General features: G+C 68.0%; 24 protein-coding genes and 3 pseudogenes. 13 read left to right on the forward strand and 14 right to left on the reverse strand.

What is annotated here, in order from left to right; translation table 11 throughout:
• Window positions 1-39 precede the first annotated feature (39 nt).
• On the reverse strand, window positions 40-597 hold the full coding sequence (locus OG799_RS23055) for a dihydrofolate reductase family protein (RefSeq protein WP_406037402.1): 558 nt from the start codon (window positions 595-597) through the stop codon (window positions 40-42).
• A gap of 196 nt (window positions 598-793) precedes the next feature.
• Window positions 794-1,360, reverse strand: a complete 567-nt coding sequence (locus OG799_RS23060) for an ankyrin repeat domain-containing protein (RefSeq protein WP_406037404.1) — start codon at window positions 1,358-1,360, stop codon at window positions 794-796.
• 202 nt (window positions 1,361-1,562) lie between these two features.
• Between OG799_RS23060 and OG799_RS23065 the strand changes: the two genes are divergently transcribed.
• The 6 genes and pseudogenes from OG799_RS23065 (at window position 1,563) to OG799_RS23090 (ending at window position 7,061) form a co-directional block, all read left to right on the forward strand.
• On the forward strand, window positions 1,563-2,057 hold the full coding sequence (locus OG799_RS23065) for a DinB family protein (RefSeq protein ID WP_406037406.1): 495 nt from the start codon (window positions 1,563-1,565) through the stop codon (window positions 2,055-2,057).
• A 259-nt stretch (window positions 2,058-2,316) separates the two neighbouring features.
• Window positions 2,317-3,163, forward strand: a pseudogene (locus OG799_RS23070) (ABC transporter ATP-binding protein).
• On the forward strand, window positions 3,160-3,921 hold the full coding sequence (locus OG799_RS23075; RefSeq protein WP_406037408.1) for an ABC transporter permease: 762 nt from the start codon (window positions 3,160-3,162) through the stop codon (window positions 3,919-3,921). The pseudogene OG799_RS23070 and the gene OG799_RS23075 overlap by 4 nt, the downstream one beginning before the upstream one ends.
• Window positions 3,922-3,951: 30 nt before the next feature.
• A complete protein-coding gene (locus tag OG799_RS23080; protein ID WP_406037410.1) occupies window positions 3,952-4,722 on the forward strand; it encodes a MerR family transcriptional regulator in 771 nt (256 codons plus the stop codon).
• A 753-nt stretch (window positions 4,723-5,475) separates the two neighbouring features.
• Window positions 5,476-6,222, forward strand: coding sequence for an NAD(P)-dependent oxidoreductase (locus OG799_RS23085; protein WP_406037412.1), 747 nt, complete (start codon window positions 5,476-5,478; stop codon window positions 6,220-6,222).
• A 26-nt stretch (window positions 6,223-6,248) separates the two neighbouring features.
• Window positions 6,249-7,061 (forward strand): DUF4386 domain-containing protein, encoded by an 813-nt coding sequence (locus OG799_RS23090; protein ID WP_406037414.1) that lies wholly within the window; start codon window positions 6,249-6,251, stop codon window positions 7,059-7,061.
• A gap of 69 nt (window positions 7,062-7,130) precedes the next feature.
• Here the strand turns inward: OG799_RS23090 and OG799_RS23095 are convergent, their stop codons facing one another.
• The 7 genes and pseudogenes from OG799_RS23095 to OG799_RS23125 form a co-directional block, all read right to left on the reverse strand.
• A complete protein-coding gene (locus tag OG799_RS23095) occupies window positions 7,131-7,595 on the reverse strand; it encodes a transposase (protein WP_406046224.1) in 465 nt (154 codons plus the stop codon).
• A 24-nt stretch (window positions 7,596-7,619) separates the two neighbouring features.
• Window positions 7,620-8,813, reverse strand: a pseudogene (locus OG799_RS23100) (transposase); the annotation flags it as partial.
• 273 nt (window positions 8,814-9,086) lie between these two features.
• Entirely contained in the window at window positions 9,087-9,626 is a 540-nt protein-coding gene (locus tag OG799_RS23105) for an ATP-binding protein (RefSeq protein WP_406037416.1), read from the reverse strand.
• Window positions 9,627-10,051: 425 nt separating this feature from the next.
• Window positions 10,052-11,152: a hypothetical protein gene (locus OG799_RS23110; protein ID WP_406037418.1), complete on the reverse strand. Its 1,101-nt coding sequence runs from the start codon at window positions 11,150-11,152 to the stop codon at window positions 10,052-10,054.
• A gap of 51 nt (window positions 11,153-11,203) precedes the next feature.
• Window positions 11,204-11,362 (reverse strand): annotated as a pseudogene (locus OG799_RS23115) (ArsR/SmtB family transcription factor); the annotation flags it as partial.
• Between the two features lie 155 nt (window positions 11,363-11,517).
• Complete coding sequence (locus tag OG799_RS23120; protein WP_406037420.1) at window positions 11,518-12,993, reverse strand: tetratricopeptide repeat protein; 1,476 nt, start codon at window positions 12,991-12,993, stop codon at window positions 11,518-11,520.
• 229 nt (window positions 12,994-13,222) lie between these two features.
• Entirely contained in the window at window positions 13,223-14,191 is a 969-nt protein-coding gene (locus tag OG799_RS23125; protein WP_406037422.1) for a hypothetical protein, read from the reverse strand.
• A gap of 206 nt (window positions 14,192-14,397) precedes the next feature.
• On the opposite strand from OG799_RS23125, the gene OG799_RS23130 reads away from it, so the two are divergent.
• Entirely contained in the window at window positions 14,398-15,486 is a 1,089-nt protein-coding gene (locus OG799_RS23130) for a hypothetical protein (RefSeq protein WP_406037424.1), read from the forward strand.
• Window positions 15,487-15,733: 247 nt separating this feature from the next.
• Here OG799_RS23130 and OG799_RS23135 read toward each other — a convergent pair whose 3' ends face one another.
• The 5 genes from OG799_RS23135 to OG799_RS23155 all read right to left on the reverse strand — a co-directional run bounded on the left by OG799_RS23135 (window position 15,734) and on the right by OG799_RS23155 (window position 20,389).
• Complete coding sequence (locus OG799_RS23135; RefSeq protein ID WP_406037426.1) at window positions 15,734-16,309, reverse strand: DUF6518 family protein; 576 nt, start codon at window positions 16,307-16,309, stop codon at window positions 15,734-15,736.
• Window positions 16,310-16,468: 159 nt separating this feature from the next.
• On the reverse strand, window positions 16,469-16,924 hold the full coding sequence (locus OG799_RS23140; RefSeq protein WP_406037428.1) for a hypothetical protein: 456 nt from the start codon (window positions 16,922-16,924) through the stop codon (window positions 16,469-16,471).
• Window positions 16,925-17,061: 137 nt separating this feature from the next.
• Window positions 17,062-18,207, reverse strand: a complete 1,146-nt coding sequence (locus OG799_RS23145) for an IS110 family transposase (RefSeq protein WP_406037430.1) — start codon at window positions 18,205-18,207, stop codon at window positions 17,062-17,064.
• A gap of 446 nt (window positions 18,208-18,653) precedes the next feature.
• Entirely contained in the window at window positions 18,654-19,481 is an 828-nt protein-coding gene (locus OG799_RS23150; RefSeq protein WP_406037432.1) for an ABC transporter permease, read from the reverse strand.
• Window positions 19,478-20,389, reverse strand: a complete 912-nt coding sequence (locus tag OG799_RS23155) for an ATP-binding cassette domain-containing protein (protein ID WP_406037434.1) — start codon at window positions 20,387-20,389, stop codon at window positions 19,478-19,480. Before OG799_RS23155 ends, OG799_RS23150 begins: the two co-directional genes overlap by 4 nt.
• 131 nt (window positions 20,390-20,520) lie before the next feature.
• Here OG799_RS23155 and OG799_RS23160 point away from each other — a divergent pair, with 131 nt between their 5' ends.
• The 6 genes from OG799_RS23160 (at window position 20,521) to OG799_RS23185 (ending at window position 25,930) form a co-directional block, all read left to right on the forward strand.
• Complete coding sequence (locus OG799_RS23160) at window positions 20,521-21,678, forward strand: sensor histidine kinase (RefSeq protein WP_406037436.1); 1,158 nt, start codon at window positions 20,521-20,523, stop codon at window positions 21,676-21,678.
• On the forward strand, window positions 21,675-22,337 hold the full coding sequence (locus OG799_RS23165; protein ID WP_406037438.1) for a response regulator: 663 nt from the start codon (window positions 21,675-21,677) through the stop codon (window positions 22,335-22,337). Before OG799_RS23160 ends, OG799_RS23165 begins: the two co-directional genes overlap by 4 nt.
• A gap of 600 nt (window positions 22,338-22,937) precedes the next feature.
• Window positions 22,938-23,513: an ArsR/SmtB family transcription factor gene (locus OG799_RS23170; RefSeq protein WP_406037440.1), complete on the forward strand. Its 576-nt coding sequence runs from the start codon at window positions 22,938-22,940 to the stop codon at window positions 23,511-23,513.
• Entirely contained in the window at window positions 23,510-24,763 is a 1,254-nt protein-coding gene (locus tag OG799_RS23175) for an MFS transporter (RefSeq protein ID WP_406037441.1), read from the forward strand. The genes OG799_RS23170 and OG799_RS23175 overlap by 4 nt, the downstream gene beginning before the upstream one ends.
• Before the next feature lie 284 nt (window positions 24,764-25,047).
• Window positions 25,048-25,725 (forward strand): SUKH-4 family immunity protein, encoded by a 678-nt coding sequence (locus OG799_RS23180; protein WP_406037443.1) that lies wholly within the window; start codon window positions 25,048-25,050, stop codon window positions 25,723-25,725.
• Window positions 25,715-25,930, forward strand: coding sequence for a hypothetical protein (locus OG799_RS23185; protein ID WP_406037445.1), 216 nt, complete (start codon window positions 25,715-25,717; stop codon window positions 25,928-25,930). Before OG799_RS23180 ends, OG799_RS23185 begins: the two co-directional genes overlap by 11 nt.
• Window position 25,931: the final 1 nt, after the last annotated feature.

A 25,931-nucleotide genomic window follows, 5' to 3' on the forward strand; every position in this document is an offset into this window, starting at 1 on the left:
AAGCGGATCTGTCGATGAGCGGACGCTCGTCTCGGACGTTCATCGCACGCGATAGTCGAGGAAGACAACACCGCTATCGAAGCGACGCTCGGTGACCAGATCCAGGTCAAGTCGAACTTTCTTGGGCAGTGCAGGCTTGCCGCCGCCGACGAGGACAGGTGTCAGGAACAGTTGGCACTGGTCGACGAGCCCAGCCCTGAACGCCTGAGCAGCCAGGTCGGGTCCACCGATGGTGATGTCACGCTCCAGAGTTTTCTTCATCGCCCGGATCGCGCTCGGATCGAAGTCGCGCTCGATGCGGGACCTGGCACTCGACGCCATCTCCAGTGAGCGGGAGTAGACCACCTTGTCGGCTGCTCGCCACAACTGCATCCAGTCCCACGCCACGGGCGACTGGTCTCTGAGCACGTCCGCCGTTTCCCAATAGACCATGGTCTCGTACATCCGGCGCCCATAGAGATACGTGCCGATCGGACGTTCAAGGTCGTTGAGGAAGCTGAGGACTTCATCGTCTGGAGCTGCCCAATCGAAAGTTCCTGCTTCGTCCTCGATATAACCGTCGAGCGACGTGATCGCGGAATAGATCAGCTTGGCCATGGCGGAAGTATCCACGACCGTGCCACCAAGAGCATGCGCTCATGCCGCGATCCGCGCGCTACGCAGTTACGGCAAGTCGGCGCCGTCAGCGCACGGACATGCCGATGAGCGTGCGTCGGGCGCCTGGTCCCACCAGGCCAGCACCTGTGCATGGCAGCCGTCGACGACCCAGTTCACCGACCGAGAATCGATCCGCTCATTGGCCGTGGTCTTCCAGCAGCGCCGCGCCCTGGGCCCACTCGATCCGATACTTCTTGGCTTGGTGCAATCCCCGAGCCGCGTCGATCGGCCGGCCTTGCGTGCCGCGCGCTGCGATGCTGGGATCAGCGCCTCGATCGAGCAGGCGCTGTAGGACGCGGCAGCGGGCGGCCTGTTGCTCGGCTGGCCACGGTGCGGTACCGGTGGCCGCCGTATACCACAGCGCGGTGCGTCCGGTGCTGTCCACAGCGTTGATCGGGCAGCCAGCGGCGAGGAGCCTGTCGATGATCTCCAGTGGAGCATCGGCGGCAGCGCCAACTCCGCTGCGGGCCACCTCATGCAGCGGTGTGGTCTTGAATGTCGAAAGGGCCCCGGCGTCCGCGCCGGTGGCCAGCAGCACCGCGACGACCTCGGACGCCGCCATCCCGGCGGCGATGTGCAACGGCGTATACATACGGTAGTTGCCGGCGTCCACGACTGCGCCCGCGGCTACCAGCCGAGCCACCTCTTGCACATCGCCCGCGCTGGCGGCGATGTGCAGCGGACCCTCTCGCAGCGCGTCCATGCCTGCACACTAGCTTGATCGATACTCGCCAGACCCATCGTCGGGCGGTCGACGTTCGCTACTGGCGGCAGAGCGCGGGTGCGCACATCTGCCGCAACTCGCGCGCTCCTGGCTCCTGGCCGATGAGCGGGCGTCTGGTCGGAACCGCTCAGACGACGTCCGCGCCTGCCTCCCGCCGATGACAAGCACGTAAGGTCGGGACATGCTTGAGTCCCAACGCGAAGCCGTGCCGCGCAACGACGGTGGCGAGCTCGACACCGCCCTCGCCTTCTTGTCCTTCGCTCGATCATGCGTGCTGAAGAAGGTCGTGGGCTTGAGCGAGGAGCAGCTGCGGTGCCGCTTGGTCGTCTCCGACACCACACTGCTGGGCCTGGTCCAGCACTTGACCGACGGCGAACGGTACTGGTTCGGCTACACGTTCGCCGGCGACCCGCGCTACCCCGACGTCGACTTCGACATGGTGGTCGAGCCGGACCGGTCCCCAGATCAGATCCTCGCCGGCTATCGGGCTGCGATTGCCGAGAGCGACGCCCGCATCATCGCAGCCGCTGGCCCGGACGTCCTCACCGCGCAACCGGTCGGTGACTCGCCTCGTACGCTTCGCTGGGTGCTCGCCCACATGACGAGCGAGACCATTCGGCATGCCGGTCACGCCGACATCCTGCGGGAGCTTATCGACGGTGCCACCGGCCGGTAAGAGGTCGCGACTCGGGGCCGCACCCCATCCGGTGCTACGCAGCCTCGTCGAGCGCTCGGAGACCACCGGCCCGAAGGGTCGGCCAAGTGACGGTGAGGAACGCACTGATCTGGCCGCTGACCGCGCGTCCGAGACGACCGAATCTGTCGATGACCGGGTGGTGGATCAGCCTTGACGCTACTCCCGGAACTTGAGCAGACGATGCTGCTTTGCTCTTGGGCTTGACCTTGACGCAGCGTCAACCCTGCATGCTGGCGCCATGTCCATGAATCTTCAGATGACAACCGAGCAGGTCCGCGGGCCTGCGATCCAGGTCCAGGGCCTGGAGAAGTCGTACAAAGAGTTGCACGTGCTGCGCGGCGTGGACTTCGACGTGGCGCGGGGCAGCATCTTCGCCCTGCTCGGCTCCAACGGGGCGGGCAAGACCACGGTCGTGAGGATCCTGTCCACGCTGCTCAAGCCGGACGCGGGGACGGCCAGCGTCAACGGCTTCGACGTCGCCACGCAAGCAGCGAAGGTGCGGGAGTCCATCAGCCTGACGGGACAGTTCGCGGCCGTCGATGAGATCCTCAGCGGGCGGGAGAACCTGGTGCTGGTCGCCCGGTTGCGGCATCTGAGGGATCCGGGCCGGATCGCTGATGACCTGCTGGCCCGCTTCTCACTGACTGACGCGGCCACACGGAAGGTGTCGACGTACTCGGGTGGCATGCGCCGCCGCCTCGACATCGCGATGAGCCTCATCGGGAACCCGCCGGTGATCTTCCTCGATGAGCCGACGACCGGGCTCGATCCACAGGCGCGTCTCGAGGTGTGGCAGGCCGTCAGGGAGCTCGCCGGGCAGGGCACGACGGTGCTGCTCACCACGCAGTACCTTGACGAGGCCGAACAGCTCGCCGACCGGATCGCGGTCCTCCACCGGGGGCGCATCATCGCCAACGGCACTCTCCCCGAGCTCAAGCAGCTGCTCCCGCCCGCCAAGGTCGAGTACGTCGAGAAGCAGCCGACCCTCGAGGACGTCTTCCTCGCCATCGTCGGTGACGAGGGCACTGACAGCAAAGTAGGCGCCGCCAGCCCCTCCGGCACGAACAACTAAGGACCCACCATGACCAAGCACTTCTTCGGTGACACCACCGTCCTGCTGGGCCGGTCCCTGCGCCACATCGGCCGCAGCCCGGACACCATCATCACGACCGCGGTCATGCCGATCGCATTCATGCTGCTGTTCGTCTACGTATTCGGCGGCGCGATCCAGACCGGGTCGGACAAGTACGTGAACTACCTGCTGCCTGGCATCCTGCTCATCACGGTCGCCTCGGGCATCTCCTACACCGCATACCGGCTCTTCCTGGACATGAAGGGCGGCATCTTCGAGCGGTTCCAGTCCATGCCGATCGCACGCTCGTCCGTGCTGTGGGCGCACGTGCTGACCTCGCTGGTCGCCAATCTGATCTCGCTCGTGGTGGTGGTGCTGGTCGCCCTCGTCATGGGCTTCCGCTCGGGGGCCGGCGCGCTGGACTGGTTCGCGGTCGCCGGCATCATGCTGCTGTTCACGCTGGCCCTGACTTGGCTCGCCGTCATCCCGGGCCTGACCGCGAAGTCCGTGGACGGCGCGAGCGCGTTTTCCTATCCGCTCATCTTCCTGCCGTTCATCAGCTCGGCCTTCGTACCCACCGAAAGCATGCCCGGCCCGGTGCGCGCCTTCGCCGAGAACCAGCCGGTGACGTCCATCGTCAACACGATCCGCGACTTGTTTGATCAGCAGCAGGTCGGTGGCGACATCTGGATCGCCCTCGCCTGGTGTGCCAGCCTCCTCATCGTCGCGTACGCCCTCGCGATGGCCATCTACCGCCGCAAGATCAGTTGATGTTGTGTCGCCTTAGTGCAGGATGAGGCCATGCTGACGATCGGACGGCTGGCGTCCTACGCCGGAGTGACCATCCGCGCGGTGCGGCACTACCACCAGATCGGACTGCTTCGGGAGCCGGAGCGCGACGCCTCCGGCTACCGAACGTACGACGCGGTCGCGGTCGTGAGACTCATCCGGATCCGGACCCTGGCCGAGGCCGGTGTCCCGCTGGCCCGGGTCCGCGAGCTGCTCGACGCTGACCCCGAGACGTTCGCCGCCGCGACCACCGAGATCGACCGGCAGTTGCATACGCAGATCCGGGCGCTGCAGGAGCACCGTCGGCGGATCGCGCGGCTGGGCAGCGGCGATTCCTTGGCTGTCCCTGAGGAGGTGGTCGACTACCTGGACCGCCTGCGTGCCACCGGAGCGCCGGCGGCCCTCATTGAGGCTGAGCGCGACGGGTGGATCCTGATGGCGGCGCGATGGCCGGAAGCGATCCCGGCGCTCATGGCCGAGAAGGTGGCCCAGCTGGCCAACCCGAAGGTCATCCAGCTCTACCAGCTCATCGCTCGGATCGCAGAGAACTGGAAGGACGAGAAGCTGCTGCGCGAGACGGCCGACCTGATGAGCGAGCTGTTCGAGCAGGCGGAGGCCAGCGGGGAGCTGGACCGGCAGGACGAGGTCATGCCCGACGCTGCGTTCGTCCGCCTGATGGACTCGTTCGCCGATGCTGCGCACCCCGCCGTCGCGCGGCTGCGGGAGCTGATCGCCGAACGCGGTTGGACCGGATGGACCCGGGTCGAGAAGCGCCAGCCCTGAGGCGCCACGCCGTGCCCCGCACCGACGTCTGATCAGGCCCACTCTTCTAGCCGCTGGTCGCGCGTTGGAGGCTCAGGTAGTGGCGCACGTCCGAAACCGCCGATGAGAGTGTGCACTAGAAAGCGTCGCTTGAGCGATCGGCGAACTGCATCCAAGTAGTTCGTTCCAGTCCGGGCACCCTGGCTGACCTAGCCGAGAGGCGAGCAGGGCTCAGCTCGACCAGTACATGACTGGTTCAGCCGAGGCCGGTCCCGACTACCCCGAATTCAGGTCATTCCCCCGACGGGCCCAATTCGCGCAAAACGCCTGGTCATTGAGGTTTGACCGTTTAGCGCGTAGGGTCCAGATGTCGCTCTGGTCCTCGGTGGCTGACAGTCTGCGACGTCGCGCGGACGCAATCAAACCGAGGCCACCATGACCGAGCAGACCGCCGTGTGCAGAAGTTGTCAATGTGTCAGGCCGGGACCCTGCTCACCTGCGTCGTGGTCGGTACCGGTTGACGGTATTGCGCTGTAGCGCGATGCCCGCCTCTGAATGCACACGGTCACGCTCTGCTCGCGAGTCGGCTGAGCCCGGCCGTCATCGTCGCCCGAACCGCGCTGCCGAGTCCACTTTGCACCAACGACACCCACCCGGCCTGGGCCAGGCCGGCCTCGACCGGTGCAAGGAACTGAGCACGACGTCCGTTCGGCCTGGCCGCGGATTGCGCTCCTGAGTCATCTGGCTGCAACCCCGGACGCGAGAAGAGAAGTCATGCAAACAGCACGAGACCGAAATGACGCCAGTCGCCCAGCCAAGCAGAAGGTCTGCATCGTCGGGGCCTCCGGAAAGCTCGGGCAATACATGGTGCAACACGCGCTTGACCGCGGCTACGAGGTCGTCGGCGTGTGCCGGGAAGGCAGCGTGGGCAAGCTCGACGCGTTCAAGGGCCGCATCACCGTCATTCCGGGAGCGACAGACGACCGCGACGTCATCAGACGCGCGGTTACGGGGTGCGACGGCGTGTTGACCGTGTTGGTTCCGCGAGGGGTCCACCACTACTCGGCGGGAACGGCCCAGGCGGTCCTCGACCACGCACATCCCGGGGCACGCCTCGTCTTCTCGTGCGGGTGGCACATCACGCGCGACGGCCGGGACGTGTACTCGTGGAAGCTCAAGGCCATCGTGAAGGTCGCCGGTCCACTGGCGAAACTCGCTCGCTTCGCCGACCTCGACGACCAGGTGGAAGCCTGCCGCCGGGTGTTCGCCAGCGACACTCGGTGGACCGTTGTGCGGGGCAGTGACCTGGAGGAGGGCGACAGTCAGGGCCTACCCGTGTGGAGCAAACATGCGGGTGACCCGATTCTCAAGAGCAACATCACGCGCCGAGTGGACTTTGCCCTATTCATGGTTGAAGCCCTCACCGACGCCGAGCTCGTCCATGAGGCACCGGCAATCGTCGGCCGCCAAACACCCTCGGCGCTCGCGCACGCCGTCGCCACTCGGGACGGGTCGACATGAGCCCAGCAAGACCGAGAGGAGCTCCGATGACCTCGCTGAGGAAGACCGCGCTCGTCGCGGGCTCGCTCTACCTGCTCACCTTTGTCTCGATCCCGACCCTGGCTCTCTACGGTCCGGTGCGCGAACCGAACTACATCGTCGGCCCCGGCCCGGACACTGCCGTCACGGTCGGCGGCGTCCTGGAGATGATCGTGGCCCTCGCCTGCATCGGCACCGCGGTCGTGCTGTATCCGGTAGTCAAGAGGCAAAACGAAGCGGTCGCGTTGGGCTTCGTCGGCGTACGGGTCCTGGAAGCCGCCACCATCGTTGCTGGCGTCGTGATCCTGATGTCGGTCGTGACCTTGCGGCAGGCCGGAGCCGGAGCAGATGCGTTGGTCACCGGCCAGGCGCTGGTCGCCATGCGTGACTGGACCTTCCTGCTCGGCCAAGGCTTCCTCCCGGCCGTGAACGCCCTGTTGCTGGGCTCCCTGCTGTACCGGTCGCGCCTGGTGCCGCGGGTTCTTCCCCTGCTCGGATTCATCGGAGCGCCCCTGCTCGTCGCTTCCGCCGCCGCCACGTTGTTCGGCCTCTGGGAACAGGCGTCCGCGCCGTCGGCGCTCCTGACCATCCCGATCGCGCTATGGGAGCTGTCCCTTGGCGTCTGGTTGGTGGTCAAGGGCTTCAAGCCCTCACACATCACAGCTGGCATGGGCGCTACCAGCACCCCGCCCGCCAGCCGCATCCCCACCCTCTCTAGGAACGTGCTGAATTTCGGTGTTCCTCGGGGTATGCCCTGCGTGGATGCTTGGTCGGGTTGCCAGCGGCTGGAAAGCGGTCGGGTCGAGGTGGTGACGTTGTAGGGGGTCTGGGCGTTGGTGGACTGGTGGATGAGGTCGTGCTGGTGTCTTTCGGCTCTGGTGTTAGCCGGTTCAGCAGGTGGTCAGGGCCCATCCGTTGGTGTAGTGCAGGCCGCGGTTGATCAGGTTGCGGAGGTTGAGCGCTGCGGTGCGTCGTTTGAGCCAGGCGTTGTTGGGTTCCACGCCGCGGTAGCGCAGTTTCAGCCGGCGTCCGCCGCGGCTGGCGACCTGCGCGATGACCCGTTCGATGTTGGGCCGGTGCCGGCGGTACCGCTCCCGCAGGGTCGGGTCGGTTGTCCAGTCCCGGCGGGCTTGGCGCAGCAGGGCGTCGTGTTCGTGCAGCACGATCTTGCGGCCGGTCTTGGATTTGGTGCACCGGTCCCGCAGCGGGCAGGTACGGCACAGCGCGCCGAAGGCGGCGGTGCGGGTGGTCGGGCTGATCGGCCGGGTGTGCCCGGCCGGGCAGGTGACCGTCTGGCCGTCCTCGTCCACGGCGAAGTCGTCGATGGTGAACCCGCCGGCGACCGGGGACTGCACCGGCTTGGGTTTGATGATCGCGGTGTGGCCGGCCTGGCCGAGGGCATCGCGTAGGTCCCCGGTGCCGTAGGCGGAATCGCCGTACCATTCCCGGCCGGGCACGTCCTCGGCGTCACTGTGCTCCGCGCCGCTGGCGGTGTGGGTGCCGACTGCACTGGTGGTGTTGGGTCCGCCGTCGCCGTCGCCGTCGCCGTCGCCGTCGCCGTCGCTGGTGGCGAGGTCGTTGGCGAGGAACCGGGCCGCCACGGCCGGATCGGAGTTGTCGCTACCGGCGGCTTTGGTCAACTGCTCGTCGGTGACGATGCCGGTATCCGGGTCGGCGGCCACGTGGGCGCGGTAGCCGTCGCGGCGAGCCTCAGGCGATTTGCGGGTGTGCCGGGCCTCGGGGTCCACGGTGGAGACGATCCGGTCCTCGGCCACCTTACGGGCGATGCGCCACCGCCCGTCGGTGCCGTCGGAGCCCTCGGCCGGTTCCACGTCTTGGCCGGCCACCAACGCCAGCAGCGCGAGGGCCTGCGCGGCCGGCTCGTCCAGCGTCGCCCCGGCCAGCGCGCCGAGCAGGGCGGTGGCGTCGTTGACCAGCGCCGAAACGAGGGCGTCCTTGGCCGTCGGGTCGTCCCAGTCGATGTCCGGCTTACCCGGCCGGGTGTAGTCATGCCCGGTACACGCCGCCGCGACCTGCTCCGCGGCGCCGGGCACCACCCGGGCCACCCGGCGGATCTGGCTGATCAACTGGGTGATGGTGTCCTGGGTAGCCACCGCGTCGGCCAGGATCGTGGAATCCACCGCCCGGCGACGCCGTCCCCGCAGCACCCCGGTCGCCTCGACCACCTGCCGGACCGCGTCAGTGATCCGGTGTGGGCGATCCGAACGGGCCAGCCGGCGCCGCCAGTACGTCAACGTCGAGGGGTGGAACCCCTTGTCGTCCAACGCCAACCCGCAGGCCACCTTCCACCGCAGGTCACACCGGGCGGCCTCGGCGGTCTCCGCATCCGAGTAGCCCAACAGCGTCTGCAACATCAGGATCGACGCCGCCACCGGCGCCGGGATCGACGGGCGGCCCTTGGCCGACGGGAACAGATCCGCGAACAACTCGTCCGGGAACACCCGACCCCGATGCTCGGCCAGGAACGCATACGTACTGCCCGCCGGCACCAGATGCCCCACCAGGGCCGCCGCGTCCAGCAACTCCCGGTCAGCACGCTCCACACCCTGCACGCAAAGATTATCTCACATCAATACAAACAGGTACAGAAGCCACGCCATAATTCAGCGCGTTCCTAGGCAGAGCATCTAACCGCCGACGACACGGCCGGGGCCCACAAGACCCGGCCGCTGTCCGCGCCGGCAGACGGGCGCGACGCACGCTTCTGCCGCCGTCCGTGCGCGCACACTGATCGCGAGTGGTCACGCTCGGTAGCTGGCCTTTGAGCCGAGCAGGCATCCTGATCTGCCGATGAGCGGTAGTGGCAGCGCTGCGAGGAGCAGGCGTCAGGAGACGGACGGCGGCCAGCGGTGTCCGCGCCACTCGTCCCATGTCGCGAACCCGGCCGGTGGGTCATCAATGGGTTCGCTGCCGTCGAGCTCGCCTGGCGCTGGGATGTCGATCTTGGCAGCCCACTCGGCGAGTTCCTCGTCGGACATGGGCCAAGTCGTGTGTGGCGCTTCGGCTTGGCGCTGATCAAGTCGTCTCCGCTGCTCGGCCGGGGTGAGTTCGAAGTAGCGCATCTCCACCATCGCGCCTAGGTCTGCTGCTGCCTGCCGTAGAGCGGAGCGCTCGTCTCGACTCCAGAGGCCGTAGTCGATCACGACGTTGTTGCCGAGTTCGAGGGCGCGCAGCCCGATCTCGATGAGCCGCCCTTCGATCACGTCTTGAGCCGATGGCGGATTCTCGTGCCCGTAGAGAGCCTTCACCCATTCGTCCTTCGTGAGACGAAGTGCTCTCTGCTCGATCTCGATGCGCCGAGCAGCGGTGGTCTTCCCGGTGCATGGGAGTCCCACAGTCAGGAACAGTGTTGGTTGCTTCATCATCACCCGCTTCCGACCGAGCGCCTCATCATTGCTGACATTCGCTCATGCCGCTGACAGAGCGCAGGGCGGCAATTGGGAGCCGATTGGGTGCAGGTCGGCGAAGTGGTCACCGCGCCCGAAGTGCTCGCCGGGTTCGGACAAAGCAGAGGGCTCTGATGACCTGCGGTGATGCAGTCGAGCGTCTGCCGTGACCACCCAGAGAAGACCGAAGAGGTCAGCGGCCCGACGACCGGGGCGCCGAGGAGGGTGAGGTAGCGGGTGGATGGCCGAGGCAGGCTGCCGGCGTGGCCTGGTGATAGGTCCCGTTCTCTGGGATCGTCTGCCTGACAGTCCCGGCAGCTGTCCTATTGCTGGAAGATCAATCCCAACCGCACCGGCCCGGCCTGGGGCTCCTGCTCGGTAACCTCTTCGGCGGATGCGGGAGATCATTGGAAACTCCACAGGAACAGCTGGAAGGTGTCCTCGCCGCAGGTGAGCCAGGTGCCGTCGCCGAGCGCCATCGGGTCGTCCGACACCGGCTTCGGATACTCCACCTGGCCGAGGATGTTCCCCCGTGCCGTGTCGATCAGCCAGTGCCGTGGCTGCTCGTGCCTCTCGCTGATGCTCGCGATGACCGTGTGCTCGTTGACGAAGCCGCACTGGTAGCCCCAGAAGAGCTCTTCCTCGGCGTCTGGCGGCGTTTGGGGCCGGGAGTGGGCGGTGATCTCGTGCGTCACCGCGCCGTCGGGAAGGCGATGGATCGCAGGCTCCAATCCCCAGTGAGACATCGTGAGGAAACGCGTCCCGCAGGGGCTGACGTCAACGAGGCAGCGGTCGTCATCCCCGATGCGGGTGACGGTGAGTCGAGTGCCGTCCCATTGACCCCACAGCAGCGGGACACCGTCCTGACCCTCGCCGACGCTGAGGCCCATCTGCCCGGGGTCGGGGTGAGGGATGTGGTGGGAGCCGGCGGCTGCGGTGTCGGTCGACGCTCGTCCCAGGACGCGGCCGTCATCGGCGTCGAGCACGAGCCACTCCTCGTCGAGTTCCGACTCGACGTCATCGGGCAGCGGTGTACGTAAGTGGGCCCAGACGGTCGAGCCGTCGGCGCTGATCCAGCAGGAGCCCGAATCGGGGTGGCGATGTTTCTTGTCGTCCGCGTACTCCTGGTAGGAGTCGTGGTGCGACAAGCAGGACGGGGCCCAGCACGCGTGACGTACCCTCCAGCGCAGTACGCCGGCGGCGTCGACCGCGTGTAGTGCGTGCTGGCCGCTGAAGACCGCCAGGTCGAGGGTGGGGCTGACCGCATCGATGCCGCCGGCTCGGCGGGGCCAGGGTGCCGGGAACCGGGCTGCGGGAGCGTCGTCGCCAGCGACGAGCCGGACGAGGTCGTATGCCAACAGTTCGTCGTCGCGGCGGATCACGACGAGCCGGCGGTGCGGCCACCGCTGGACGGCGGGCGTGTCCGCGGTGTGATCGAAACCGGGTACGCGAGCAGCGTTCGCCGGGACGCGAAAGGACGCCATAAGGCGAGGGGTGATGGGCACCCGTGCATCCTGCCAGCCCGCTCACGGCGGGCGCGGTTGGCGACAGCCGCCTCAGCGAGCCCTCTTCGTCGCTTGCTTGCGGGGCGGGGTCAACAGGTCGGCTATGGCCGCGACCGCGGACGGCGCCACCCGGTACTACGCCCAGACTCCGCGCTTCCCGCGCTCGAGCAGGCCGGCCTCGGTGAAGTTCCGTAGGTGATGACTCACCGTCAGCTCTTCGGCGGACCCGAAGGTGTCAACTCCGGTGCGTTAGACGACCGCTCCGGCAACGTCCTGATCTGCCGAGAACAGTGCGTGTGATCATGGCGAGGTCGAGGCTTGGCCTCGGCCGCCGATGGCCTTGTACCGCAACGGCAGTCGGGCGGTCAGCCGGCGTAGCGGGGCTCGCTGATCCGGCGGCGGAATTCCGCGTGAGCGGTCTGGAAGACGTCGTTGAGCCGCTCGAGTTCGGACTCGGTCGGGTCTCGCCGCAGACCGACCTCGATCTTGAAGTCGCCGTCCACGATCGCCACGTCGAGGCGGTCGAGCAGGTCTGCGGGAAGCCTGGTGATGACGAACTCGCGGAACGCGTCGGCGATCGTGCCCGCCATGTCGCCGCACCCGCAGGTGCGGCCATCCAGGACCGCACCGAGGTGGCTGCGGCCGATGATCGCGTCCGGGTGTACGGGATCCATGACGGTCAGGCCCTCCTCCAGGACCGTGCGGGCCTCCGACAGCCGGCCCTCATGCTGGAGGAACAGACCGAGGGCGATACAGGCCCGCCCGACCGTGTCATGGTCGGTGCCGCGGCGCGCCTGGTTCACTGCCTCGGCCAGCCGTTGCTCCGCCGGGCCCACCTGGCCGGCCTCCCTCAGCGCGAGGCCCCAGTTGCGCAGCACCTGGCTACGCAGCTCCGGACGGCCGATGCGCTCCGCTCTCGCGTGCGCCGACGCGTACGTGCGCAGCGCCGCCTCGGCATCGCCGGCTTCGTCCTGGGCCATCGCCAAGCCGAGCGCTGCCATCAGCGCCTCCTCCTGCCGGCCCTGACGGTCGTACGAAGCGAGCACGCGCTCGATCGCATCAACCCGCCCCGCCTGGTCACCGAGATCCCGGCCGAGGTTCGCCAGGGCGGACAAGGCGTTGAGCGTCGCCTGGTGGTCAATGCCGAGCCGCTCCTCCAAGGCGGCGACCAGGGAGATGAGCAGGGGCTTGGATGCCGGATCGTTGTGGTCCAGCATCTGGGTGACGACTTGCCCGATCTGCTCGACGACCTCGTCGGGCAGTTGGTGCAGGCCCACGAAGAGCGGCTCGCGGGTGCCACCGGCGTGCACAATCGCTGCTCGCAGCGCCAAGGCTGAGGCCACCCGCTCGTGCCCGTTGCGCCACAGGTTGGCCACCGCCTCCTCGACGACCTGCCGGGCCTCTGCCACGTCGCCACGCTGCCGCAGCAGGTCCGCCAATGGTTCGAGGCCGAACGCGTACCCCGCGTGCTCGCGACCGTAGAAGGCGAGCCGCTCCTGAACGCCCTGGCGTAACTCCGTCTCGGCCTCGTCGAGTCGTCCGGCCATGCGCAGCGCCAAGCCCAGATTGAGTCGGTAGGTCAACTGGTCCTTGTGGGACTCGTGATCGCGCGGCGTCGCGGAGACGGCGCGGCGGTAGCACTCGATCGCGCGATCGCGTTGATCGGCGTCCAGCAGCACATTGCCGAGGTCGCACTGGGCCGAGGCCCATTCCGGACTGCCGTGACCGTGTTTGTCCGTGGCGGCCCGCAGCTCGCGCGTCATGAGGTTCTCGGCGTCGCCCATACGGCCCTCCCGCAACAGCGCGAAGGCCACCTCGGCCGGAGTGAGGGGTGTCGTCACGAACCGCAAGTTTAGGGCCACCTACTGACGTTCGCGCACCCCTGGGAACACCTCGAGCGAGGCCCCGCCCGGCGCCATCAACCAACCATGATCCGACATCCGCATCTGCCGCGATCCGCGCGATTGCGGCTAAACGGTTGAGCCGGCTGAGCTGTTTTCGGGAGCCCGCTCATCATGAGCGGGCTCCCCGGAGCCTGGCCCGACTCGAACGGTGCTGCCACCCCTGGGTTCAGTGACGCACGGTACCGGCGCCGCGCGTTGGGCAGGCCGGCCTCGAAGGATAGTGCGTATAGGTCCGACGCAGGATCCGGATTTGCCGCAACCGGTGCGGCCGACAGTCGACGTACACGTCACCGCATGTAGGCGGTCGTCGCGACCTGCGCGTCCTGTCGTGCGTGGAAGGGTCCGCGGCGGCGACGGTGCGGGCGGTTCCCGGGGAGAGGAGTCTGGCAGGGCCGTCTTCGCTGTCATCGTCGATCGCGCCACCGCCGAGGATCGCTGTTTCGGAACGGTCAGTGCACCGGACCGAACAGGTGGGTGGCGTATACCAAAGCCCGGAATGGTGCGGGTCGGGCGGGGCGAGCCGGTCTGGGTGATACCCGTTCGGGGTAATGCCGGGCCAGTGCTCGCTCAGCCAGTTCTGCTCGACCTGGTAGAGGCGGTCGAACCGCGACCGTAGGGTGGCGACCAGTCGTGGGATTCGTTCGGAGGGCGAGCCGCTCAGGTGACGGGCCAGGTAGGCGATGGTCAGCAGGACCTGGAACTGCTTGAGACCCGGCGTGATCTGGCGAGGTTGGACTGCTGGTGACGGCCGATCGAGTTGCCGCCGCAGCTTCGTGTGTACCTCGGACCAGGCGCGGTCATCGCCCACACCGGCCAGCCCGATGACGGCGTAGTCCGCGACCGCCTCTGGAACACCGGTCAGATGCGCGCTTAGCACATCGGATGCCGCAACGCCTGCACGCTTGGCGAGTGCAAGCAGCGCGGCGCAGCGTAGATCAACCGAGCGCTGCGGCACGGCCAGCAGATTCCGCAGCGCCGCGACGCCCTCGTCACCCTGGGCATCACCCAACGCCGCGACCACCGTCACCTTGTCGGCGCCACGTAGCGATCCCAGCATCCCGACCAGCCGTGCCTCCCCGGGCGGGCCTTCCATGACCGCGCTTTTGACCGCTGTCTCAAATGATCGGTTAGCCACGCTCAGCACGATGACCGAATCGGGCGCTGCTCGTCCAGCACCGTGGCCAAACGCGGTGTACGTGCGCCAGACGCCTGATCTGCCGAAGCTTCCGTCACGCGCCAGGCGCGAGCCGGCTATTCATGTCGAGTTGACCTTGCCGCGGGGCGACACTCGCCTTATCATGATCAACTATCCGGTTCGATCAAGGCTCCTATACTCGCCCGATGATCGAGGGATGGTCGGTTGTCCCGGAGCGGGCGGCGGTGGATGCTGCCGGCCCGAACGTCGAGGTCGTGCATGGTGATGGGGTCACCTTCGCGTACGGGGCCGACGCTCTGGTCGTGATCGTCGACGCCGGAGACCGGCCCCACGGCAACGCTGTCGACAACGCGAACACACTCGTGCTGCGGGAGCCTTTGCCCAGCGAGGCGACTCAGTGGATAAGCTCGAAGAACGAGTCCAATCAGCCGCTTCTAGGCTTTGTCAAGATGGCCGATGGCTGCCTGGCTCTCGGTGAGCTTTACCAAGCCCGCAGCATCTACCGCGGGATGAACCCGTACACGGGGGAACAGGGGTCACTTACGTTCGCTGAACTGACCTGGGGCGCGCGGCTTCCCCCCGAACTGCTGGACAAGGTGCGGCCGACGCCGACGCTGCCGGTACCCGGTATCGATTGGCTGAACGATGTGCCGCAGGACCTGATCCGGGCACTGCGTTCCTTTCTGACCGCTTGGTACGCCGATGTGCCGGTGCTACCGGCCACACCCAAACACGCGGCCATGAAACTTCCGGCCCCGTTGCTGGCCTTCCACGACATCGCCGCCGGCCGCGAGGAAATCCTCGGCCGGCAAGACTTCATCGAGCCGCTCGACAGGATCGAGTACCTGGAGGACGAGCCGCTGGTGGTCTTCGCGGCCGAGAATCAGGGCGTCTGGGTGGCGTTGATCGACCCCACCGACGACGATCCGGTCGTTTGGTACGACGGCGGCCCGGAGCGGCTGCGCGAGCGGGAGCGCCTCAGCGGCTTCCTGCTTCAGTTCGCCCTCAACGAAGCGGTGAACACCTCACCGTTCACCGGCTTCGCCACGGTCACCACGGAGGTGCTGGACCGGTTCGTCGAGGATCTGGTTCCCGTCCCGCTGCAGCCGATGCGTGTACCTGGCGACCCGACGCACCATTGGGTGGCTCCCGGACTGGTCGCCATGGCCGCCGACTACGGCGAGAGTGGTATCTGGCTGAGCGTCGGCAGCCGGCAACGCTCAGCCCTGCGGCCCCTGCGCTCTCGCCTCGACTGGGAACAGTTCAATGGCTAGCCAGCGAAATCTCTTCGGTCCGAGCGCAACTCTCCTGCGGCGGGATGGGCACGTATCGCTGGTCGGCGGTCTACCCAAGACCAAGTGCACACATCTGCCGCGATCCGCGCGTACGCAGCGTCACGCGGAGCTGGCCCGGTTGCCGTTCGGACGTGCCGAAGAGAGGGCGCCGAATGGCCAATGTCTGGGGGCATCGGCATGCTTACCCGTGTCATCGCCCAAGCCCAGCGAACCGGCCAATCTCGCCTCAGCTCGGCCTGACTGATGGCGCCAGAATCCCCCGACGATCCCTCGCGCGGGTGATCAACACAGTGGCTACTGCCGCCGATACCCAAACGGTCAGCCGCACCGGCTGAGCCATCAGGCTTTCCGGCGGCGGAGGCAGTGTCACCATCTGCAGTGCGGCGCCGGCGGGCACCAGTAGGGCGGCGAGTGTCCCGGCCGGACCGGGTCGCCGGATCAACGCGCCGGCAACCCCGAGCGCAGGGCCGAGCACCACGCTGCCGATCAGCCAGTACCGGGTCGCCATGCCCCACCATTCGCCGCCGTCGAAGAGCACGTCCATGCCGTAGTAAGCGGTGGTGGCGAACACCAACGCGAGGCCCCCGGCTACGGCGCCGCGCAGCAACCCCGCGGCGGGTCGTGTGTGCCGGCTCACCAGCCAGCCCACCAGCGCAGCGGTCGCGGCCCACGCCCATCCGGCGTCGAGAACGAGGCTGGCGAACTCTGCGACCTGCGACCAGCCACCACGCTCGGCGCGCGCAGTGCCGACTTCGCCGAGCCAGACCGGCACGTGGTTCACAATCGAGTCGACGGCGCCCAACGCCATCCCTACGACCGGTCCGGCCGCCACCCACCGCACGCGATCATGCCCTCGCCTCATGGCAATCAGTGTGCTGGACCCGCGCATGAGCGAATGGCCCGAGGTTGACGGCCGAAACGAGATGGAGCAGCGGTATCAGGCTGCCCGGTGCAGCCGGGCTCAGTACGGCTGGCCGCACACCCTCCAGGCACCATCCTCCTTCGCCAGCGTGAATGTGTGCTGGTCGGTGAAGCCGCTATCCAGCGTGAGGGCCATGTTTACCGTCGCAGACGTGCGGCCGTTGACGCTCGACACGTTGACGCCATTGACCTTATGACCGCGGATCTTCGGCTGCTTAGCGACGCCCTGGCCGAACGCGTCCCTCGCATACCTGCCGCGCGTGTCGCTGCACAGCAGGCCGTACGCGGCGTCTGCATCGCCGGCCTCAAGGTCGCTCACGAACGATTCGGCGGCCTGCCGGGCCGGATCCGTCGCGCCCTTGACTCCCTTGAACAGAAAGAACCCGCCGATGCCAGCGCCACCGCAGCACAGCACGACGACCACGCCGACGACGATCAGCACGGTTCGCAGCGTCCGCCGCTTCGGCTGTTGGGGCAGCTGGTACGGGTAGGTCATAGGTGGTGACGGTAGGGGATGCGAGAAGTCCTCGATGCCCCGTTGAAGTGATCCGCGTCTATGTCCTGGCGCCCATCCCGGCAGCACCGACAGCGAGTCGCAGCGGCAGCCACGCACGCACATGGCACCCCTTTATGTCAAGGCGCCGCTGGAACCAGGGGTTTAGGGTGGTTGCTGGCGGGTCCGGGAAGTGGCTTGTCCGAAGGGCCGATGTCCGGGGTCAGGTCGGTCACGCTGGATTGCAGAGTCGTCCCCGAGTGCCCTCCCGGGCCTGCCACCTGCCGTCGTTTCTGGTCTTGGGCCATGCGGGCGTAGACGACGTTGGACAGCCGCCGCTTCAGGGCGCGCATGGCTTCCATCGAGGTCTTCCCGGCGGTTTTCTTCGCGTCGTAGTAGGCGCGGCCTTCGGTGGGGTTGCGCAGCTGGACGACGGCCATGATGTGCAGCGTGCGGTTGATTCGTCGGTTGCCGGCGCGGGAGAGCCGGTGGCGTTGCTGGTCGCCGGAGGAGGCGTCCAGGGGTGCGGTGCCGTTCCAGGAGGCGAACCTGTCGCGGTCGGCGAACCGGCGGATGTCGCCGACGTCGGCCAGCAGCCGGGCGGCCCCGGCGGGACCAATGCCGTGCAGGCCCATCAGCGTCGAGCCGCGGGCGATCACCAGGGCCTTCAGATCCTTGTCCGCGGATTTGATCTTTTTGTCGATGCCCTCGAGTTCGGCGATGAGCTCGACGGCGAGGCGGCGTCGGGTCTTGCCGACGACGTCGCGGGGTTTGACCGTCGCGATCAGCGCGCGGGCCTGCGGCGCGGACAGGAACTTCTTCGCCCCGCCGGGCAACAGCTCCAGCAGCAACCGGTGCAGCCGGTTGATGGTCTGGGTGCGGCCGCGGCCCAGCTCGTCACGCCGGTCGGCGAGCATGCCCATCACCTGCAGGTCCGCATCAACCTGGACCCGCACCAGGTTCGGGGTGCGCAGCGCCACCATCGCCACCGAGTGCGCATCCACCGCATCGGTTTTGCGGCCGTTGCCGGTGGCGAACACCCGCACCTGCGCCGACAGCTTCGCCGGCACGTCCAGCACGACCTCCCCGTCGTGGACCAGGCGGTGGGCGATCTGCTTCCCGATGCCGTTGCAGCCCTCCACCGCCCAGACCCGATCGGGGTGCCTGCGGCCGGCGGCGAGCATCTCGGCGTAGGCGGCCTTGTCGGTGCCGTACCTGCCCGTAGCCAGCACCCGGCCGCGTTCGTCGACGACCTCGATGGTGGCTGAACGCTTGTGCGGATCCATCCCGATGATCACGCTCATCGGCGCCTTCCTTGGCTGAACTGGACGGAGTTGTCAGCAAGGAGGGCACCGCTACTTCGAGCAGAACAAACCCCTTTCGAGCCTCTCCTCGCGCGGTGCTCGGCGAGACCGCAAGCCATGTGAGAGGCACACCAATGACACCGGTGGGCAGCCGCAATGTGGGAGCGTCTCGCCGAGCACCTGGACCGAGTCTGGCCGGACATCGATCCTGCAGGAAGTCTCTAAGCTAAGTAGCCGCGATTAGCGCGCTACTCAGCATCACGACAAGCCTCCGTAACACGCGCACGGACCTGCCGAAAGTAGTGCACCTGATCGCTGACGGCCGCCTGATGGGTCAGGGGTCGGGTACCACCGGCTGCGACCGCCCCGCCGCCTCAACGCGGTAGGCCTGGTGACAGTAGGCGCAGCCTCATCCGCCTGATGCGCCGTCACACGTCGCGCCGGTTGACGGCGAGGGTTGCGACAGCGGCGGCGGCCACGGCCCAGGCGGCGTACACCGTCCAGGCGCCGACGTCCGTTGCCGGGACCTGCCCGTTCATGGGGCCGGCGAGTTGCTCGGCCGACAGGTGGTACCACGCGCTGTGCGGCAGTGACCGCTCGACTGCCGCGTACCAGGGGTCCTTGCTGGTGAACAGGACCGGCATCAGCATGAGGACGACGACGGTACCGACGATGCTGCTCGCGCTGTGCCGTATCACGCTGCCGATGGCGAGGCCGACCAGTGCGCAGACCGGCGTGAAGAGCGTGGACGCTATGATCACCTGCACCGCGTGCGGGTTGCTGATCGGTACGTCGGCGCTGCGACCGGCGAGGATGGCCTGGACCGTGGCGAACGACATCGAGGACACGACGAGGCCGTAGCCGGTCATGACCGCACTGAGGACAACGACTTTGGCCGCCATCACGGCGCGCCGGTGCGGGACGGCGGCGAATGTCGTACGGATCAGGCCGGTGGAGAACTCGCTGACGATCATGATCGCGCCGATGCTACCGGCCGCGAGCATCACGACCTGGCTGGCGATGTCGGTGAACGCGTCAAACAGCGCGGAGCTGAGGAAGTCAGCCCGCACCGACGCGGGATATCCCGGGAAGTTCGTGTAGTCGGCGACGGCCGCGCTGACGTTGGCGCCGGTGATCGCCAGGGCGCTGAGCAGAAGCGCCCACGGCGTCGAGCGTAGCGAGCGCAGCTTGATCCACTCGGCGGTGAGCAGGTGGTGGAATCGTGCACGGTTCAGGCTGGCGGTGGTGGTGGTCATCGGGGGTCTCCGGCGAGGTACTCGACGCTGTCGGCGGTCAGGTGCATGAACGCCTCTTCCAGTGAGGCGGTCCGGGTGGTCAGCTCGCTTAGCGGGATGCGGTGGTCGATGGCCAGCTCGCTGACGCGGGTGACGGTCAGGCCGGTGACGGTGAGAGCGCCGTCCGCCTGGGGGCGGACTGTCGCGCCGGCCGAGGTCAGCACGTCGGCGAGCGTGGCGGTGTCGCAGGCGCGCACGAGTATGGTCGGTCGCCTGCCTCGGCTGGCGAACTCGGTGACGCTCTCGGCCGCCAGGAGTCGCCCCTTGCCGAGGACGATGAGCTGGTCGGCGGTGTTCTCCATTTCAGTCATCAGGTGGCTGGACACGAGTACGGTCCGGCCCTCGCCGGCGAGGCGGCGGAACAGTCCGCGTACCCAGTGCACGCCCTCGGGGTCGAGACCGTTGATCGGCTCGTCGAAGAGCAGAACCGGTGGATCACCGAGCAGTGCGCCGGCGATGCCGAGGCGTTGGCGCATCCCGAGCGAGAAGCCGCCGATGCGGCGGTGGGCCGCGGCTGCCAGACCGACCTCGTGGAGGACTTGGTCGACACGGGTGCGGGGGATCCCGTTGCCGGCGGCGAGCGCGGCCAGGTGGCTGCGGGCACTGCGGCCGCCGTGCGCGTCGCCCGCGTCGAGCAGCGCGCCGACGTGACGCAGTCCCCGGCGGTGGTCGCGGAACCGGTGGCCGTCGACGGTGGCGGTCCCGCTCGTCGGCTGGATGAGGCCGAGGATCATCCGCAAGGTGGTCGACTTGCCGGAGCCGTTCGGTCCGAGGAAGCCGGTGACATGGCCGGGTCGCACCGTGCAGGTGAGACGATCGACAGCGGTGGTGCGGCCGTACCGTTTGGTCAGATCTCGCAGTTCGATCACGCGGCCCACGGTGCCGCAGGAGGCTCGCCGGTTCATCGATCCGGGGTCTGGGAATGCGGCGCCCCCATCCGACCGGGAAGGTACATCCACGGTCTGATGCCGGCGCGGTGTGGCGTGGCTAGCATCGGCGCATGACCGGCACCATGCGCCGCTGGGCGCGGCCCGCGCTGGGCTGGAGCGTGGTCCTGGGGTACCCGCTGCTCATGATCATCGCTATCCGTAGCGTCCAGCAGGACGCCAACGGGCTGCGGGTGCTCTGGCCGGCTGTCGTGATGGCGCTGCCGGTCACCCTGCTCGGCCGCCGGCCGCTACCCGCGCTGTTCCTCATGACCGGCGGCGCGATCGCCGTGGTCATGGCGCTGGGACCGGGTGACATGATGTTCGGACCCAGGCTCGCGGTCGTCCTGGCCGTCGGCGCGGTGGCCGCGGCCAGCCGCCCGCGGGTCGGCGTCGGCGCGGCGGCTGCGGCGTGGGGCGCGCTGGTCTGTGCGGAGATCGGCTGGCGGGCGATCTACGGCGGCGGTCCGTTGCCGCACCGGATCGCCGTCGCCGCGGGTGCCACGCAGATATCGTTCTCCGCGCTGCTGGTGGCGGTCAGCGTGACGATCGGCTTGCTGGTCCGGCAGCGGCGCGAACACGCCGACACGATGCGCGCGCAGGCCGCCGCTCAGGCCATCATCGGCGAGCGGCTACGCATCGCCCGCGAGTTGCACGACTCCGTCGCCCACAGTATCGGCATCATCGCCTTGCAGGCCGGAGCCGCGAACCGGGTCTTCGACACCCAGCCCGCACGAGCCCGGCAAGCGATCGGCGTGGTGGAGACCGCCAGCCGGGAGGCGCTGGCCGAGCTACGCCGGATGCTGGGCGGCCTGCGCGCGAGCGACCCGGGTGACGACCCGGCGACCGGCCTGGCCGACCTGCCGAGGTTGGCGTCGGCCACCGCCGAGGCCGGCGTCCGGGTGGACGTGCAATGGCTCGGTACGCCCGCGGCGCTGCCCCCGGAGATCGACCGGTCGGCGTTCCGGATCATCCAGGAGGCGGTCACCAACGTGGTCCGGCACGCCGGCGTCGACTCCTGTCGAGTGACCGTCGAACACGCTGACGGCGCGCTGGCCGTCGAGGTGCTCGACGACGGACAGGCCAGGCCCGGTACCCCCGGCACCGGCCACGGGCTGGTCGGCATGCGCGAACGGGTCGCCCTGCTGCACGGCGACTTCTCCGCCGGTCCCCGTGCGGAGGGCGGATTCCGGGTCGCTGCGCGCCTGCCGATGCCGGTCACGGCCGCATGACGATCAAGGTCCTGCTCGTCGACGATCAACCACTGGTACGCGCGGCCCTGCAGATGGTCATCAGCGAGGCGTCGGACCTCGAACTCGTGGGCGAGGCAGGCAGCGGCGGCGAAGCGGTCCGGATGGCGCAGGACCTGCGTCCCGACGTGGTTGTCATGGACCTGCGCATGCCCGGCATGGACGGGATCGAGGCGACCCGCCGGATCGTCGGCAGTGCCGGGCACACGCGGATACTCGTGCTGACCACCTTCGACGACGACGACAACGTGTACGGCGCACTGCGCGCCGGCGCCTGCGGTTTCCTGGTCAAGGACATGGCGCTTGACGACATCCTGGATGCCATCCGCGTCGTGGCGGCCGGCGACGCGCTCCTCGCGCCGACCGTCACGCGTCGGCTGATCGAGGAGTTCGCCCGCCGGCCGCAGCCCGCGTCCCTGCCCCGGGTACCCAAGGGCCTCACCGCCCGGGAGACCGAGGTACTGTCGCTGGTAGGCCGTGGCCGGTCCAACACCGAGATCGCCGCCGACCTCCACATCACCGTGGCGACCGTCAAGACCTACGTGTCCCGGCTGCTGTCCAAGCTCGATGCCCGCGACCGCGTCCAACTGGTCATCATCGCGTACGACGCCGGCCTGGTCCCGGCTCCCAAAGCCATCTGACCGAGGCCGGCATCGCACACCACAGATTGGATCAGCTGAGGGCCGGCGACTGTCCGCAGCCGGCTCAGTCACGTCGACTCCGGTAGGAAGATGCGGCCGGTCCCCCATGATCCCAGAGGCCCACGGGCGACTTCCTGACATCCGGATCTGCCGCGATCCGGGCGTGGCGGAGCGTGACGGCGGCCGCTACCGCTCGGCATCCTGATCTGCCGAGAACAGGACGTCGCCCCGGAGCGCCGGGGTCTGACTGCCGACGGTGGGCCGGCGAGCCGGAACGGGCACGACTGATCGAATGTGGGGCCGCCAACCGCGTCATGAGCGATGGCACGAACCACCGGCGTAGCGGTGTAGGCGATCGACAATCTGGTCTCGGCGAAAAGCGGCAATTCGGAGCGAGGGTCGCCGATCGCTGCGCACTGATCAGGCGCCACGGGGAGATCGGCCGCAACTGCCCCTGGGCGAAGTGGTGCTTGTGCCGCTCGTCGACGTGTGCCGCAACCCCGCCGTCAGCCGGAACGCCTGCGCAGCCGAGGTGGTACGCCGGGCCTGAAAAGCTGCGCGAAGGTTGAGAAGAAGTCTTTGCATCGATATCTTCTCACCATGCCCGAACCACGACCGCGCATGCTGTCTGACATCGACGTGCTCAAGGCCCTTGCTCACCCGCTGCGACAACAGTTGCTGACCCGGCTGCAGCGCCACGGGGCGGCTACGTCTGCTGACCTGGCCACCGAGTTCGGGGCGGACCGCGGCGCGACCAGCTATCACCTGCGGCAGCTGGCCCGGTTCGGGTTCATCGACGAGGACACAGACCGTTCGGCCGGGCGTCGCAGGTACTGGCGAGCCATCCCGCAGGACATGCGGCTGCCACGCCGCACGGCGGATCCCGAGATCGCTGCCGCCGCCGAGGAGATCGGCCGGCAGTGGATGGAACGCGCTGAACGCGACCTCACCGCCTACCTGTCCCACAGGGAGGCGTTCGGCGAGTTCGCCACCGCAGCCCAGCACTCCTTCGGCGGCACCACGCTAACCGCGGAGGAACTGGCCCGGTTCGGCGAGGAGTACATCGCCTTCCTCAACCGCTGGTACCGCGAACCCGGTCACGCATCCCCCGGTAGCCGGCACATCTCCGTGGTGTTCCATGCCTTCCCCACCCCCGACGGCGAGGACGTGTCGTGACCTCCCCGGCCACACAGGCGACCGCCGCACGTCCCTCGCTATGGCGTAACCGTGAGTTCGTCGCCCTGTGGAGCGGTCAAATCGTCTCGAGCCTGGGCGCCTCGATCAGCGGGACGGCGATGCCGCTGCTCGTGCTCGCGACCACCGGATCGCCCTCCGACGCCGGAATCGTCGGAGCCGCCGGCACGCTGCCCTTCCTCGTCGCCAACCTGCCGGCCGGACCGCTGGTCGACCGGTGGAACCGCCGCACGATCCTGCTGGTCAGCGAACTGGTCGCGGGCCTGGCACTGGCCACCGTCCCGATCGCCATGTGGTTGGGCATACTCACGGTCGCGCAGCTCAGCGTGGTCGCCTTCGTGCAAGGAATCTGTTTCGTCTTCTTCGGGCTGGCCGAGCGTGCCGCCCTCCCCAAGATTGTCCCGGCCGCTCTGCTACCCACGGCGGTGGCCCAGAACGAGGCCAGGAGCCGCGGTGCGGCACTTGCCGGTCCGCCGCTGGGCGGCATGCTCTTCGGGATCGGCCCAGCCCTGCCGTTCCTGGCCGACGCGTTCTCCTACGTCATCGCCGCCGTCGCGCTGCTGTTCATCCGACTTGATCTGCAGAACCAGACGAGGACTCCAGCGGAACCGCTGTGGCGGGCCACCACCACAGGCCTGCGCTGGATCTGGCGCCACCCCCTCATCCGCGCCGCGATCCTGCTGCTCGCCGCCAGCAACCTGGTCTTCCAGGCCCTCATCCTGATCCTCGTCGTCCTCGCGCAACATCAAGGCGCAACCTCCAGCACCATCGGCGTGATGCTCGGCATCTACAGCGGTGGCGGCCTGATCGGCGCCCTGGCGGCGAGCAGGCTCCATCGCCACTTCACCCCCAAAGTGGTCATCATCGGAATCAACTGGATCTGGGCCGCGATGTTGCCGCTGCTCGCCCTCACCTCGAACCCGCTGCAGATCGGTGCCATCGGTGCTGCCTGCGCGTTCATCGGACCACTGTGGAACGTCGTGATCATCACCTACGCGAGCGTTCTGGTCCCCAACGAGCTCCTGGGACGCGTCACCAGCGCAGCCATGACCCTGTCCTGGGGAGTCATGCCCCTCGCCTCCCTCGGTGCCGGCTACCTACTCACCGCCCTCGGCCCAACCGGCTCCGTATACGTGCTCACCGCGGTGATGCTCGTTACCGCGATCACCGCAACCGCCAGCCCGGCGGTCCGGCACGCCCCATCCCTGCCTGCACATGACGAACCGGCCTGACTTTCGACCCCACACCGGCCGACCCGCCGAGCACTGAGGTTCCGCACTCCCGCCCACAGGCACCCGCTCCGACCAAGAGGCGGGTGACCGTACCTCCTGCACCCTTCCGGCACACCATCCGCGCGGGCATCCGCTTCTGCCGCGGATCGAGCGCGTGGGTAGCCGGTGCGCCCGTCACCGTTCGTAGTCGAGCCTCGGTGGCGCGGACGTTCTGCTTTGCCGAAGCGGGTGGCCTGGTGACTGACCTCGGATACGACGTTCGGCCATCAGCTAGCCTCCCGATCGTGGCAGTAGGCAATCTCCCGAGTCCTCCTGACTTCGAATCAGTTGAGGCGTGGGCTGGAGTTGGACGGGTCATCCGTGCTGGGGCTTCGGACGTGGCCGGGTGGCGCCTCCCACCCCAGCAGAAGGCGGCATTGACTTCGTGCGGCGTGCCGCTGTTGGAAGGGGTGGTCGACATGACCCTGTTCGCAGCGGAGCTGAGGAATGGGAAGTATCGCCTCGCCGGGACCAGGAGCGAGCTCTACCACGCCGGTTACATCTACCTCGCCGAGCCGGAGACCGGGCTGGTGTCAGTGCTGCAGCCATCCAGCGGACATCTCAGGTTCGTCAACTCGTCGATTAACCACTGGCTGTGCTCGCTGCACTTGGTCGGCATGTGGTTCTCGAGCTCGACAGCGATCCAGACTTGGGACGAGTACCTGGCAAAGGAGCTGGCGTCGCGTAAGCCGAGCCTGCACCGCATGGTGGCAACCGGTGTCGCGCTTGTCGGCGACCCCGGTTCCTGGACCAAGCGATGCGGCAAGGCACTTGCGGGCGGTCCGCCCCCGTTGACGGAGGCGGACCGCCGGTGGGTCCGGTATGGGCTGACCGACCTGCTCGACGACCTGGAACACGCCAACAATGATGGGGAGACAACCGTCATCGGAGTTTTCGCCTGGCGGATGGCGGATGGCGGGTAAGGCGGCCCTGAAACTCAACGACCACTGGTCCGGCACCGGCAAATGGCTCCTGCGGGAACTGCGCGAGTTTTCGCCCGGAACGGCGGCCGAATGGCTTGCGGCCCCGGGAAACCCGGACGCCATCCTGGACTACGGGCGGCGATTGCTGGCGCGCCATGGTGGGCCGCTGTTTGAGGGGTACCACGCGAAAGGCGACATGCCGTAGG

The organism is Micromonospora sp. NBC_00898 (assembly GCF_045207895.1).
Taxonomy (GTDB): Bacteria; Actinomycetota; Actinomycetes; order Mycobacteriales; family Micromonosporaceae; genus Micromonospora.